At 43.7% G+C, this 15,488-nt stretch carries 9 protein-coding genes; 7 read left to right on the top strand and 2 right to left on the bottom strand.

Going from position 1 to position 15,488, the window contains the following annotated elements:
• Positions 1-51: 51 nt before the first annotated feature.
• The 4 genes from KYS23_RS06665 to KYS23_RS06650 all read left to right on the top strand — a co-directional run bounded on the left by KYS23_RS06665 (position 52) and on the right by KYS23_RS06650 (position 8,629).
• Positions 52-1,347 (top strand): MFS transporter, encoded by a 1,296-nt coding sequence (locus KYS23_RS06665; RefSeq protein ID WP_159533135.1) that lies wholly within the window; start codon positions 52-54, stop codon positions 1,345-1,347.
• Between the two features lie 102 nt (positions 1,348-1,449).
• A complete protein-coding gene (locus tag KYS23_RS06660; RefSeq protein WP_420838749.1) occupies positions 1,450-2,397 on the top strand; it encodes a polysaccharide lyase family 7 protein in 948 nt (315 codons plus the stop codon).
• Positions 2,398-2,827: 430 nt separating this feature from the next.
• On the top strand, positions 2,828-5,545 hold the full coding sequence (locus tag KYS23_RS06655) for a chondroitinase-B domain-containing protein (protein ID WP_218418257.1): 2,718 nt from the start codon (positions 2,828-2,830) through the stop codon (positions 5,543-5,545).
• A 51-nt stretch (positions 5,546-5,596) separates the two neighbouring features.
• Complete coding sequence (locus KYS23_RS06650) at positions 5,597-8,629, top strand: TonB-dependent receptor (protein ID WP_218418256.1); 3,033 nt, start codon at positions 5,597-5,599, stop codon at positions 8,627-8,629.
• A gap of 105 nt (positions 8,630-8,734) precedes the next feature.
• On the opposite strand, the gene KYS23_RS06645 is transcribed toward KYS23_RS06650, so the two are convergent.
• A complete protein-coding gene (locus tag KYS23_RS06645) occupies positions 8,735-10,198 on the bottom strand; it encodes a polysaccharide lyase family 7 protein (RefSeq protein WP_338081862.1) in 1,464 nt (487 codons plus the stop codon).
• Between the two features lie 237 nt (positions 10,199-10,435).
• Positions 10,436-11,167, bottom strand: coding sequence for a FadR/GntR family transcriptional regulator (locus tag KYS23_RS06640; RefSeq protein ID WP_159533125.1), 732 nt, complete (start codon positions 11,165-11,167; stop codon positions 10,436-10,438).
• A gap of 761 nt (positions 11,168-11,928) precedes the next feature.
• On the opposite strand from KYS23_RS06640, the gene KYS23_RS06635 reads away from it, so the two are divergent.
• The 3 genes from KYS23_RS06635 (at position 11,929) to exaC (ending at position 15,455) form a co-directional block, all read left to right on the top strand.
• Positions 11,929-13,170 carry a sensor histidine kinase gene (locus tag KYS23_RS06635; protein ID WP_218418255.1) on the top strand — a complete coding sequence of 414 codons (1,242 nt, stop codon included), beginning with the start codon at positions 11,929-11,931 and terminating at the stop codon, positions 13,168-13,170.
• Positions 13,167-13,796, top strand: a complete 630-nt coding sequence (locus KYS23_RS06630; RefSeq protein WP_218418254.1) for a response regulator transcription factor — start codon at positions 13,167-13,169, stop codon at positions 13,794-13,796. The genes KYS23_RS06635 and KYS23_RS06630 overlap by 4 nt, the downstream gene beginning before the upstream one ends.
• Before the next feature lie 141 nt (positions 13,797-13,937).
• Positions 13,938-15,455, top strand: a complete 1,518-nt coding sequence (exaC, locus tag KYS23_RS06625; RefSeq protein WP_218397765.1) for an acetaldehyde dehydrogenase ExaC — start codon at positions 13,938-13,940, stop codon at positions 15,453-15,455.
• Positions 15,456-15,488: the final 33 nt, after the last annotated feature.

The following is a 15,488-nucleotide window of genomic DNA, read 5'->3' as shown; positions in this document are numbered from 1 at the left end:
CAGTACGCTTTATAAAAATGACGACGAAGTAATATTAGGTAAGGTAGTAACATGAAGAATTTGAGGTGGTGGGTAATTGCACTGGTTGCACTGGCAACGGTGATTAACTACATAGATAGACAATCGCTTAGCGTATTGTGGCCGTTTATGGGAAAAGAAATTTACCCTGATAAAACGGATGCCGAATTAAAAGAAGTGTACGGTATCATTAGTATTGTATTTCTTTTTTCCTATGCCTTCGGTCAAGCCATATTTGGTAAGGTTTTTGATTGGGTAGGAACGCGCATTGGGTTTGTTCTTTCTATTGGTATTTGGTCGATTGCCACCGTGCTGCATGCCTTTGCGCAAGGGATACTAACCTTCAGTGTGTTCCGCGCTATCTTGGGTGTTTCAGAGGCGGGTAACTGGCCTGGAGCTGCTAAGGCTAACGCTGAGTGGTTTCCCACTAAAGAGCGTGCTTTAGCTCAAGGTATATTCAACTCTGGTGCAGCCATTGGCGGCATTATTTCTATACCTCTCATTGCCTACCTTGCCTTATTTTTCAGTTGGAAAGCAATCTTCGTAATAGTGGGTTGTACTGGCCTGCTTTGGCTTATTCCTTGGATCATCGTGGTTAAATCGCCACCAGGTTCACACCCTTGGATCACTGACGAAGAAAGAGAGTACATTCTTACAGGCCAAAGAAACGAAGCTACCAACGCCGATGGCAGTGCTATTGCCGAATACACACCTACAACAGGGCAGTTGTTATCTCATAAACAAAGCTGGGGCGTAATTATTGCCACCGCTGCAATCGATCCCATCTGGTGGCTATTTATTGTTTGGATCCCCACCTATTTAGTTGAAGTTTATGCCATGGATGTGAAGGGCTTGGCTATTTATGGTTGGGTGCCTTATGTAGGTGCTATGTTAGGTGCTTGGTTTGGCGGGCTTCTTGCGCAAAATAGACTAGGAGCAGGTTGGTCGGTAAACAAAGCCCGTAAGTTAGTTATTACGCTTGGTTGCTTAATCATGTTGCCAGCACTGTTGATGTTGTCTAACCCAAACAGTGAAGTTGCTGCGGTACTGATTATGGCAACCATACTGTTTGGCTTTCAAACGGCAATTGGAAACGTACAAACATTACCAAGTGATTTATTCGGCGGAAAGTCGGTAGGTACACTGGCGGGTTTTGCGGGTATGGCGGCTAAGCTAGCGGCAGGGCTTTTGATATACGCAGTGCCTTCGTTAACGGCTGACGGAAGTTACACAGTGGTCTTTGTGATTGGTGCGGCACTCGCCATCGTTGCTACACTAAGTATTTGGGTTTTATGCCCGAAGATTGAACCGGTTGAAGCTAAGCGATAATAATCGCTTAGCTTTACTTTGCTTGTGTTAATTGGGTAGGTAACGTTTATGAAAGCAGTAAAAAAAGCGTTATTACGCAGTGTAGTTGTTATTGCATTAGCAATGACTAATACCCTAGTAGTAAACACTTCTCTGGCGGAAGATTTAGCTGCTACCCACACACTTCCTGATTCACATCAAATACTTGCTCAAGGGGAATTACTTGGTGATTTTAGTTCTCTCGACCCATCAAAGCCACCAAGCGAAAACTTTGACTTATTGAGTTGGACATTAAGCCTACCTACCGACTTAAATAAAGATTTAAAAGCCGATATCATTTATGAAAAAGCGCTAAGTGACAAATTTTCACTCAAACCGCTTTTTTACACTGCCGCTGACGGAGGAATGGTATTTGCCTGCCCTAACGCCGGTGCAAAAACATCAAAAAACACCAAGTACGCCCGAACTGAATTGCGGGAAATGCTCCGCAGAGGTAACTCCCGTTTTAAAACTAAAGGTGTCACTAAGAACAACTGGGTATTTAGCTCGGCACACGGTTCAGTCAAGCGAAAAGCGGGAGCAGTGGAAGGCAGTCTTGAAGCAACCCTTGCCGTAAATCGCGTTTCTACCACCGGAGACGAGAAAAAAGTAGGGCGAGTGATCATTGGGCAAATACATGCTACCGATGATGAGCCCATTAGGCTGTACTACCGTAAACTACCCGGCAACGAAAAGGGCTCAATCTACTTCGCCCATGAAATTAATGGTGGCGACGATGTATGGGTAAACCTGGTAGGAGGCCGTTCTCACACGCTAAAGAATCCAGTAGAAGGCATCGCACTTAACGAAAAATTTAGTTATAAAATCACGGTAAAAAACGATATTTTATTTGTCACTCTAGTCCGCGAAGGCAAACCAAACCTAACCAAAAGTGTTGATATGAGTATAAGTGGTTATAACAAGAATAACCAATATATGTATTTTAAAGCTGGTGTTTACAATCAAAACAACAGTGGGGCAGAGAACGATTATGTTCAAGCCACCTTTTATCATCTAGATAATCAACATTAACCCCCGTTTAATAAGCCCTCTTTCATATAGCCTTTAGCACCTATTCTCTCCGCTCGGGCAGCTGAATATTCAGTGCCTCGCGTTATATTTGGCCGCTCTCTCTGCATACATCCTGCAATTTTATACCCAATATTCACAGTAAAAATAAATTGGTAATAACAATGTGATCACCAATGGTCATAAGGGCGGAGGCGAACTAATCGTATCTATAGACAATATTGTGAATTAAATGTTATCGCAATGGCATGATAATGGTGGCAAAAGTTACTTTATTGTGTTTATATGTTCCAACAGGTTAACAATGTTGTCTTAATGTAATTTAAATTGGTAACCTATAACTCTTTAATTTGGTAATAATAGTTAATTATAAAAATATTGTGCGGTTCACTACTCAATAGCCAAAACCAATAACTCGGAGAATAGAGCCATTATGAAATTAAAAACATTCGCACTTTGTGCAGTTGCAGCAGCGATTACAGGCTGTAATGTTGACACAGATGTTAGTTCAGACAACAACCCTAATACGTTGGGGTCTATTACTCTTTCGGGTACAGCGATTAGCGGCCAAACACTAGATGCAGCCGTAAGCGATCCGGATGGCATTTCTAGTACAGTTACCTATTACTGGTACGCTGATGGCGTTGCTATTGAAGGTGCGAATTCTTCATCATTCACTCTTACTGACGATCAAATTGGTTCACCAATTACTGTTCAAGGGCTATATACCGATGACGGTGGTATTAATGAATCTCACATCAGTGACCCTACCGACGATGTAATGGCCATTGCGTCAGATGCGACAATTACCCTTAGTGGCGACGCACTTGTAGGCTCAACGTTAACAGCCACCGTGGCTGATGAAAACGGAATCGAAAATGCGGTTATTGTTTACGCATGGTTCGCGGACGATACGCAAATAGAAGATGAAGTTACTTCAGAGCTAATGCTTACCGATGCTCAATTCGGTACCGTTATTACCGCCAGTGCTACGTTTGAAGACGACCGAGGTTTTAGTGAGTCTGTCACTTCAGCGGCAACGGATGTAGTGGCGCGAGTTAACTCTGAAGGTGCAGTTGTTATTACAGGTACCCCGACGGTAGGCAATACCCTTACCGCTGAAATTGCTGACGAAGACGGTGCAACAGGTGATATTTCTTACAAGTGGTATGCTGATGATGTGGCTATTGATGGCGCAACCGACAGCACCTACGTGGTAGATGCCTCATTGGTGGGTACTGTGATCACCGTGCAAGTCACCTATGTAGATGACAACGGTTTTGAAGAAGACATTACGTCTGCACCCACTATTCCCGTTACCAGTGTTGCGGTTGACCAAGCGGGTAGCATTGAGATTATGGGCACTGCGCCTTATTTAGCCAGTGCCACATTAACTGCTGAAATCACGGATAACAATGGCGTTGACGAAGCAAACGTTGTGTACACCTGGTCCGCAGACGGTGTTGAAATTGCCGATTCAAACGCTAAAACCTTCACGCCATCGGCTTATGCAGGCGCGATTATCTCAGTCAGCGCTGCTTATACGGATAATGATTCGTTCACCGATACAGTAACAGATGCGCTGGACTCAGTGGTGTATACCCAAGTAGTCGGTGACGCTGCAACGCTTGAGTCTACGCTCGTAACCCTTGCTGATGGTGACGTGCTAGGGTTAAACACCAACACTTACACAGGTATGGCTGCCCTTGAATTAACCAGCGGTATTGAACTTCGTGCCGTTGAAGGTGAAACACCTACCTTTACTGGTGATTTCTGTATTCACGTAGCCGGCACAGCCGATGGTGCAGCAGTAACCGGTTTAACCTTCACTGATATAGATACACTTTCAGGTTCAACCTGTGATAGCGGTGAAGAGGCAATGATTTATTCTGAAGGCGATAACTTCGTTTTCTCACAAAACACCATGGGCAATGAGCAAGCTACATTGAACTACCCAGATGATTCATTTCATTGGATGGTATTGAAAGGCAGCGGCGCCTTGATTGAGCGTAACACTTTCTCTGGTCGCTCAGTGGCCGCAGAAGGCTCTATCATCAAGCTATCTTCTTCTGGTTCTGACCACGTTATTCAATATAACTTGTTTAGCGAAAGCCCAAATGACAACTTTGATAATTCAAGTCTTCTTCTACTTAACTTAGGTAGCACTACAGGTGACGACTCGGCCGACATGGCTAACTTCACTGTTCAGTACAACTTAATTGACAATGTGACTACTGGCCGCCGCTTAATGCGTGTTCAAACCTCAGGTGCAACAATCAAAGGCAATACTATTGTAGATGCTAGCGGTGGTATTTCACTAGAGGACGGCGGTTTTAATACGGTTAGCGATAACATCATTATTCGTACATCCGATATTGTAAGCTCTGACGATAGACCAAGCGGTGTGTTAGTAACACCATTAGGCCACACCGTTACCAACAACTACATTGCTGGTATTCGCTCTGGTAACAAAGAAGCTGGCGGTATCGTATTTACCGTAAACCCATTCTCTCAAGCTGATGGCGGTGTTCCGAATTCCGGTAACCAGGCGGTATTAGATGGTTCTGGCGACCTATCGCTTACAGTAACGAACAATACTGTACTTAATTCACTTCAGCCTATTGTCTTCAGTACTGAGATTGGTTCGAAAGCCGGTGTTAGTGATTGTGACGACTTAGCCGAAACCTCAACACTATACGGCCTTAGTAATCAATTTTTCGTTATCGACTTTGACGCTAACTTAATTGCAAATGGCTTGAACAATGACGCTTCGACTGAAGGGTTGTACTTAAATGCAAGCGGCGATTTTAGTGACCATTCCTTCGAGTACGACTGCGACCTAATTAACCACACAGAATCAACCCTGACTAACAACTTTGGTTTCAGCGACAGCTACATGTCGGGTGACCGTTCAGACGACTGGGTAGATATCAGAAATATCGATGGCAATGGCGAGTTTGATACCGATGGTGCCATTGACCAAGACCCTGCCGGAAATGGCAAAGAAGTTCCTGAATTTGTAGTTGCTGAAAGCACGCTTATCGAAACAGACGGAAGTGGTGCTCAGGCAGTTGCTGGTGCAAAAGGCCTTTACTACATCCAAGCAGCAGATGTGGGCGTAGGTTCCACTTGGACGGCAGATGATGAATAACACAACACACACAGCCCTACACACATTAAAAGACACAACGGAGATCTCGTAATGTCGTTGAAAACACTAAAAAACAAAACCTTGAATGGTGATCAAGTGGAGAATGCTGAATTCACGCTTCGCCCGGTGGCCAAGTGGGTTCGCACTGCAATAATTGCTAGTGTAGCCACTACCAGCGCGTTCTCACTTCACGCTCAAGAAGCCAACGTAACTGAAGAAGATCAGGCTGACGTCGAAGTTATCGACGTGGTAGGTACACGTAAGACTATCCAAGACCAAATTGCTATTAAGCGTGAGTCTACAACCGTTGTTGACGGTTTGTCTTCAGAGGACATCGGTGACTTGCCAGCCCTTTCAATTGGTGAAGCTCTGGAGTCTATTACAGGTGCAGCCTCTCACCGTGAAAACGGTGGGGCAACTGAAATTACCATTCGTGGCCTTGGTCCTTTCTTAAGCGCAACACATATCAATGGTCGTGAAGCTACCAATGGTAGTGGTGACCGTTCAGTAAACTTCTCTCAGTTCCCTTCGGAACTTGTGAAGAAAGTGGCGATTTATAAAACCCAAGATGCCTCTATGATTGAAGGTGGTGTGGCAGGTGTTATTTCCTTAGAAACGGTTCAGCCGCTAGATTACGGCAAACAACGCATTCAAGGTGAAGTTAAAACCAACTACAACCCAGATGAAAGCAACGTTGATAACTCGCTTCAAGGTGATTTGGGATTTCGCGGTACCTTCAGTTATGTCGATCAGTTTGAATTTGATAACGGACAAGCACTAGGTATTTCTTTTGGTTTGCAACGTCAAGATATCAGCCAGCCAGAAGCCGAATACAGAAGCTCAAGCCCTACAGGTTCTTCGCTATGGGCGTGCTTAAACGACCCTACAAATACCAATGAAGGCTTCTACCGTAGTAGTGCAGGAGACTGTGAAGACCAAGTTAACGGCAGCAGTAACCAAGGCTACGATACTGCTATCGACCCTGAAACAGGCGAAGCGGTTAGCGCTGGATCTCCTTATGCATGGACAGGAAGCAGCCGTAGTTATCGTCAAAACGAAACGTCTGATGAACGTGATGCTTTATTCTTAGCGCTTCAGTTCCAACCTTCTGAGTCTTGGGATATCAATTTTGACGCTCAAGTGTCAGATAGAACACAGCAAGAGTCTCGTCACGACTTAATCTTCTTACAAAAACGTGCAATTCCAGGGCTTACAGGCCCTACGCTAGTAACGAATGATGTAGGTGGTATTTTGCACTGGGAAGGGCAAGATCGTATTGAGTCTTCTGGTGAACAGTTCTCACGTGAAGAAAACTATCGCGGTTATGGTTTAAACATTGAGCACTACGCTACCGATGCGCTAACCGTTAAATTAGATTTAGCCTACTCAAAAACATCTCGTGAAGAGTTACAAATCTCTAACCGAGCTAGAACTGCCGATAGACAATTCTTTAGCTGGGACATGGGAGAGAACATCCCTCATTTCACAGTGACTGATTTCGACGTGACTGATATTTCTAACTATACAGATAGTTTACGTACTCGTATTGATAGAGAGAATACACGTGACAACGAAATTAAATCTGCTCGTTTAGACTTTGAGTATGCATTAGATAGCGAAGTTTTCACCAGCGTACAAGCAGGTTTAAGAACGTCAGAGCTTAGCTTTATCCAGTATGGTGGAAGCCAAGGTAATGGTTCGCGAAACGAGTTTACGCTAGACACAGCTAACGCCGATGCGCTTGAGTTATTGCAAAGCTGCCAAAAAGATTTCCCAGAAACTGATTTCTTAGATAGCGTTTCTGATGGCGATCTTATTACTAACGTTGATAGCGATGGCAACGTTATAGGTAGCGGTTCTTCGTGGGCAACTTACGATAACATTTGTTTCTCTCAAGCTGTGGTTGCGTCTCAAAACGGCGAGTTTGGCTACCCAGAAGTAGAATATGAAAATAGCGGTACTATCGATGTTACGGAGAAAACTAACTCTGCTTACGTGATGGCCAGCTACGATACAGAAATGTTCGACAAATTCATTCGTGGTAACTTTGGTGTGCGTATTGTTGATACCGAAGTCACCTCAGTGGGCTTTAGAAACTCTTTCGATGTTGTTACTGACGAGCTGGGTGTAATTAGCTTAGTGAGCGGTGACTCGCTTGAAAGGATTGAAGGCGGTGGTGATTACACTGAAGTACTTCCAAGCTTTAACTTGGTAGTTGATTACAGCGACGATATTTTAATTCGTGGTGGTATTTACCGTGGAATGTCTCGTGCAGATCCATCTGACTTAGGCTATAGCCGTACATTCCAAACCGATGATGATTTGGCACCTACGTCTCTTGCGGATTTACTTGTTGGCGTAAACGGTTCTGGTAACCCAGATACCCAACCTCTAATGTCATGGAACTATGACGTTGCATTTGAGTGGTATCCTAATGAAGATTCAATCTTTGCGTTTGGCTTATACTACAAGCAATTCCAAGGTGGATTCCAGCAGCGTACCGTACTTGAAAACTTCGTTATTGATGGTCAAGAGTTTGCGCTTCCAGTGACCAACTCTGTAACTACCGACGAAGAAAGCGATATCTTTGGTTTAGAGGCGTCAATTGCTTACCACTGGGATACTGGCATAGGTATTAAGATTGGCTACAACTACGCTGACACAGACTTCGAATTCGAAGACAGCTTGTACGGTGACACCTTCATCACAGATGTAGATGGCAACACCACGCAGTTAACAGCAGGTATTGTTGACCCAGCTTCGGTACCAGGTTTCTCTGAGCACGTATTCAGTACTCAGGTTTACTACCAAATTGGCGATTTAGATACTGCCATTATTTACAAATATCGTAGCGAATACTTCCAGCCTTACACCAGTAACGGTACTCGTTTACGTTACGTAGATGAAGTAGGAGTATGGGAAGCACGTATGTCCTACAAAGTTAACGAACATGTTCGTGTAAAACTTGAAGCGATTAACTTGTTCAGTGCACCTAAGTCACAGGATTACTATGTACAAGGTAACCTAGGTGAAGTGAACGATTACGGCCCTCGCTTGTTCGCCGGTATTAGCTTGAAGTACTAACTAATAGCAAATTAGGGGAGGGCTGGTTTTACAGTTTTACCCTAACCAATATAAAAAATGGCTGCCTCTGGGCAGCCATTTTTATTTTAGACGCTAAAAGTTTACTTATTCACTTTGAGCATAACCAGTGTGGCTATTTTTAATCTCATAGAAAGTAGCTTGTGCGAATTCATCCGGCTCGCTTGAGTTATTAAGGTGGTACACACCCACTTTAAAATAGTGATATTGGCCATCTTCATCGTACTTACTTTCACTCATATCATAGTGCGCAGCAATATCAGGTTTGCCTTCTCGGCTAATCGTTACCGTTAGCAAATTTACATTTACGTTAATGTGGTAACTGAACTTTTCATCCAGTGCAATACCATCAGATGGGTTGCTTGCTGAATTGCTTCTTGAACCAATGAGTTCGACGTAGGTCTCAATATTGTCACCTTCGGCGTCCTCAACGCGACTCTCGTGGGCAAAGTACAATGAACCTAATTCATTACCCGGTAGCTTGCGATAATACAAGCGAATAGGTTCATCATCGTTTGCGTGAATCTGCCCTATAACCAGCCTACCGATTTGGTAATTTTCACCTGTGGTAGTTACATTGTTTACCGCCAAAGTCACTCGTAAATCACCATCTACACCGCCAGCCGCTTGCTGTCCTTCATCTGAAGCACTGCCGAACACCCAGTTATTTTTGTTCACACCTTGTGTGCTAATGGAACGATCGCCTCTTCGCAGCATTTCTCGCAGCTCAACACGCACATAGTTGGTGTTGGTCGATGTTTTAAAGCCATAGCTTGGTGAGCGCATGACAATGCCGTTATCATCCGACGCATAAAAGAATTCTGAGTTACTGTAGCCGCTAGCAAGCTCAGTTTCATAGATAGAGTCGGATGTCCCACTATCATCCTCATCGGTAGGCACACTTAAATACCAATCAACTAGCTCAATACCTACCTCGTTGGGCAACACGTCAGTGTAGATGCCAGTGGCGTCTTCACAGCTGTGCACTTGCACTTCAACAATACCATTGTTGGTATTATCACTATTGCCTAGGCCAACAATGTTGACATAGCGCGCTTGCGACGCGTCGACATTGACGAGTTCGAAGCCACTTTGGTTACCCTTCGATTCCGCTTGAGTGAGAACAGATGTCCAAGTGTTTTGGTCGTCAGAGGTTTCAACTGAAAAACTCGCTATGCGTTCGGCACCTTTGAACCATTTAATTGCGAGCGCCCCCACTGTTTTTGACGCACCTAAATCTAATGTAAGAGTTTTGTTCACCCCGTCATTTGACCATCTTGATATAGAAGCGGTGTTTCCGTCGATAGCATTAGCAGGTGAGAATGCGGTTGCTGAACTGCCATCATCGCTTGCACCTACTAAGGTATGCATTTCGTTAGTGCAAACTTCTACTACAGGGGTTTCAACAGCAGGAGGCGAGGGAGTTTCAACAGAAGATGTACCGCCGGAACTTCCTCCTCCACCGCAGCCTGTTAGCAGTAGTGGAACGAACAACGAGCTGGTTAGAAGAGGAAGGTAAGAACGATTGGTCAGTACTTGTTGAGAAAACACAGCGCACTCCTTAATGTAAACGCAATGTAATTAATTGGTTTCAAGTATATAGGCGTAGGTAGTTTTATCCAATAATTATGTCATACCAAAAAGCCGTGTTGTTCTTACACTTTGGTAAATCCGTAATGGTAGGGGCTTTAGTCGCTAAATATATTAAAGAAGAGTAGGAAGGAATAAAAAAACCGCTTAAGGTGAATTAAGCGGTTTAATATCAAGTGATAGATTCGAGCTGTCGGCTTAACCTACCAAATGGGTTATAGAGTATCTGTCTCGGGTCTCGCTTGATTTCTTTTTAATTTCTTCAAGCGCTTTTGCTTCTGAAGCTTCGAAAAGCGCGTTGATCAAACGATTAAAATGCCCGTGCATCGCCGCTCTAGCGCTTTGTGAGTCTCGTGATTTCAATGCTGTAAAGATACGCTTATGTTCTTCAAGACGGTCTTTGCTACTCGTACCACACACACTTTTATATGATGAGACAATCTGCGGTTGAGATTCTCTTAATTTCCAATAATGCTGAATAGATAACACCAACGCGTTATTACGTGTAGCCTTGGCTATAATAGAGTGAAATTCTCTATCGGCTTTTTCCGGCTCGTCGTCGTTTTCCATTGCAATAAGAGTATCGTTAAGACTACTAAGCTCTTCGTCGGTGATTGAAAGGGCCGCCAGTGCAGCAGCTTCGCCCTCTACCAACGCGCGTGCTTGAGTAAGCTCAAAAGCACTAATACGTTGCACTTCACTTTGTTGAGGCTGATTGTCTAGCACGTAAACACCAGAACTTACTTTAACTTCCACGCGGCCTCGCACTTCAAGTGCAATAATGGCTTCTCTAATGGTAGGTCTGCTGACATCAAAATTTTCAGCAAGTTCTCTTTCTGGTGGCAAGCGACTTCCAGGGGGATATCGGCCAGCGTCGATTTGCGCTTCTATTTTTTCAACGATATGCCAGAACATGCGACGATTTTTCATCAACTAAACCTTATAACTGCAATAATTAGGTACAAACAGATACAACTTAATCGGTTAAATTGTACTTATTGTTCAACACAATTCAATTGCTTTAAAAGGTTCAAGCATACCGGTGCCTAGCTACGTTTGTTCTGCTAATTTCGCTAACAAAACCTACCATTTAAAACAATCAATTCAGGATATTCTACGTCTTATTCTACAAATACAGAAGTATTTGTTAAAAGAGGCTTATCAAATCATATATTTAAGTGCGCCAACGGGGCTAAAATTAAACTATTTACATCCGCAAGCACTCAAAAACTAAGGGTTTCAAGGATTTTATCTACTCTTAGTTATAGCATATAGGCTCGATTGGTCAACAATTCGAGCCATTTTTTACGCCTTGGCTTATAAATTGGTTAACATTTTACGTTCGGTTTTTACTGTTTTTTCTATTCGGCGTTAACATAATTGTTTATTCATAATCATGTTACGAACCCGGTTTCCAAAGACAGTATGAATATCCACTCATGAATTTTTGCCTAGATATTAAAAGATTTTGAGTATTGCTGCAGCTCTAAGGAGCAACCACTTCTGAGCTCTCCTCCATAGGCGCTGGTACTAATTATGTGAGCAGGAACAAGGGGGAGTGGGTATTCACCTTAGTAACCGCCTTCACCTTCTCCTCCTTTTGAATGAATAAAACAGCGCTATTGCAGGATGTGTTTGTTAACGATGAATGTTTAGCATAGACACGTCTATTTAGTAATTATGGTGTAGCCATGTCGGGATTTAAGAAAATATCCAGTGCCATCGTGGCCGTCTTCATCGTGTGCTTTATTGTCTTCTCCTGTTCGGTCTATTTCCAAATTCGCCAAAATATAAACGATGAAACATCAAGCGCGCTAAACCAAGTGCAAGAGATGCTCAAAGCGAATATGAATGCTGGCGATATTAAAGCAGTTGCAGAGCAAAGCCCGCATTTATCGGTAACCGGCTTTACTGGTCGGTTATCAATGCCTGCAAATAATCATTCTGATAATCAGCCTATCTATCTTCCCATCCATGAAAATCAATATTTGGTGGTAAGAGCACACGATACTGCCGAGTTAGTTCAAAACATGAACCTTTTTTGGCTAGTGGCCGCGTTGTTTTTTACAACGCTGAGCGTGTTGCTATTTACGCTTAAGGTTGCCGTAAGGCAGCGGTTGAAGCCTTTAAATCAACTGGGAGACGCGCTGCAACAACTTGTAGACGGTAAAGCGACTAACAATTTTGAAGACAGTGATATTAAAGAAGTAAAGCGGGTTATAGGGCAATTTCAGCGTTTACAATATTCACTGCAAAGCAAAGAAAGGCAGTTGGTTAAAATAGATAAGAAGTTAGCATTGTTGCAGGAACAAGAAAGGAGTTACCTGGCTAGAGAGTTACACGACAATGTAGGACAGCTACTTACCACTATTAAAGCCCACGCCTACATCTTAGTGAATTCAAATGAGCCCAGTATGCTCGAGTTGTCAGCCAATAAAGTGCAGGCCATGAGCCAGCAAATCAGTGACGCCATCCGACACTTAACCGCCCACCTTCATCCGTTAGTGTTAGACAGAGTATCGTTGCAGCAATCCCTTGAAAAACTGGTGTTCGAACAAGAACTAGCTCAGCCTAAAACCGAGTGGCAAGTTTCTATCAATTTGAACAAATTTGCCCAAGAGCATGAGCGAGATATTCATATTTATCGCTTCGTTCAGGAAGCAATTAATAATGTGGTAAAACACGCCGATGCGTCAAAAGTATGGGTGCATATATCTGGTGATAAGCAAGGGCTTACTATCAATATTAGAGATAATGGAAAAGGGTTTGACGGGGACGCCATTGAAAATGTTGGTATGTCATCTATGCAAAGCAGAGCGAGGTGTATTGGCGCTACTTGCGCGGTAAAATCACCCAAAGAGGGTGGTGTAAGGGTTCAGTTGTCGCTTAGTTTGCTCGACACTGAAGACTTGCGCCAGGTTAACGTGGCATGAATATCTTGCTAGTAGATGACCATGCTGTAGTCAGAGAGGGCTATAAAGCTTTACTGAATGCCATGTTGCCTGAATACACAGTGCTGGAAGCCGCTGACGGCCAGCAAACTCACCATTTATTGGAAATGTTTACCATCGACACGTTAGTTCTGGATATTAATCTTGCGAAAGAGAGTGGATTACTATTAGCCTCCGACTTTTTGGCTAAGCAGCCTAGTTTGAAAATCATATTTTTTAGTATGTTTGAGGATTGCGCGATTTTGCAGCGTGCCATGCAAACTGGTGCTATGGGGTATATCAGTAAAAGTAGCCCGCCAGATACACTTATATCAGCCATAAAAGTGGTGGCCAAAGGGCAAAAATACATAGAACGTTCATTGGCGGTTAATTTGGCTAATCAATTGTTGAACGCCGATGTCGATATTGCTGAAAAATTGACGAAGCGTGAGTTTGAAATCTTCATCGCAACGGCGATGGGTAAAACTCGCTTTGATATTGCCAATGAATTAGCCCTGTCTGCGAAAACAGTGTCGAACGCGCTAACAGTGATAAAGCGAAAGTTAAATACCGTCCCTTCAGAATTTGCTGAGCTGGCAACAAAACATGGCTATGTTGGCAAGGCATAGACTTTTTCCCCTCCTAAAGTAGGAGCCAAATCGGCCTATCGCATTATGGTGGATTGACTGTAAAAGTACGATTATCAAATGACACAGTAAGCGATAACTAGCAGCGTGTTGACGCGCTAAGCATTCAAAAAAGGTGTCATTATGATTTACGCAAATCCAGGAAGTGAAGGTTCAGTACTCAGTTTCAAAGAAAGTTATGGTAATTTTATCGGTGGTGAGTGGGTTGCGCCAGTTAAGGGCGAATACTTTATTACTACGTCTCCTGTAGATGGCAGTGATATAGCCCAAATTCCACGCTCTACTGCAGAAGATATTGAGCTAGCCATTGATGCTGCTCATGCTGCCAAAAAAGGGTGGGCGGATACATCAGTCGCTGAACGCTCGAACATTCTGTTAAAAATAGCCGATCGTATTGAAGCTAATCTTGAAATGCTCGCGGTTGCAGAAACATGGGATAACGGTAAGGCCGTGCGTGAAACACTTAATGCCGACGTCCCGTTAGCCGCTGACCACTTCCGTTATTATGCTGGCTGTATACGTAGCCAAGAAGGCACTATCGGCGAAATTGATAAGAACACAGTGGCTTATCACTTCCACGAACCATACGGTGTAGTAGGGCAAATCATTCCATGGAACTTCCCACTACTTATGGCGGCATGGAAACTCGCACCGGCTATCGTGACCGGTAATGTAGTGGTGTTAAAACCTGCAGAACAAACGCCAGTGTCTATTTTAGTTTTCGCTGAACTTATTCAAGACTTGCTACCGCCAGGCGTGCTTAATATTGTAAATGGGTTTGGCGCAGAAGCGGGCCAAGCGCTTGCCACAAGTACCCGAATTGCCAAAATCGCATTTACAGGTTCCACGCCAGTGGGCGAGCATATTCTTCGCTGCGCGGCTGAAAATCTTATTCCATCTACGGTTGAACTAGGCGGTAAGTCGCCGAACCTTTTCTTCCCCGATATCATGGATCATGAACCTGAGTTCATTGATAAATGTGCTGAAGGTTTAGTACTTGGTTACTTTAACCAAGGTGAAGTGTGTACTTGCCCATCTCGTGCGGTTATTCACGAAGATATCTACGATGCCTTCATGGATAAAGTGATTGAAAAAATTCACAAGATTAAGCGTGGCAACCCGCTTGATACCGAGACAATGGTAGGTGCACAGGCTTCTAGCGAACAGTTTGATAAAATCCTTAAGTACATTGATATAGGTAAATCAGAGGGCGCTGAAGTTGTGACTGGTGGTGAAAAAGAGCAGTTACCAGGTTTAGATAAGGGTTATTACATTCAGCCCACTATTCTAAAAGGGCATAACCAAATGCGTGTGTTCCAAGAAGAAATTTTTGGCCCCGTCATAGCAGTACAAACCTTTAAAACTGAAGAAGAGGCCATTGAAATTGCGAACAATACCAGCTTTGGTTTAGGTGCTGGGCTTTGGAGCCGAGATGCGAACATTGCCTTTAGAGTAGGCCGAGCTATTGAAGCTGGGCGCGTGTGGACCAACTGTTATCACCTTTACCCAGCCCATGCCGCATTTGGTGGTTACAAAAAGTCGGGGATAGGCCGTGAAACTCACAAAATGATGATGGATCACTATCAGCAGACTAAAAACTTGCTGGTGAGCTACGACATCAATCCACTTGGTTTCTTTTAATTAAGTGGGAAGGCAGCACCTAGGTGCTGCCTA

Origin of the sequence: Alteromonas lipotrueae, from assembly GCF_019249255.1 — a bacterium.
Taxonomy (GTDB): Bacteria; Pseudomonadota; Gammaproteobacteria; order Enterobacterales; family Alteromonadaceae; genus Alteromonas; species Alteromonas lipotrueae.
Note: the sequence above shows the minus strand (reverse complement) of the source record. Positions and strands in the feature narration are given on the sequence as shown.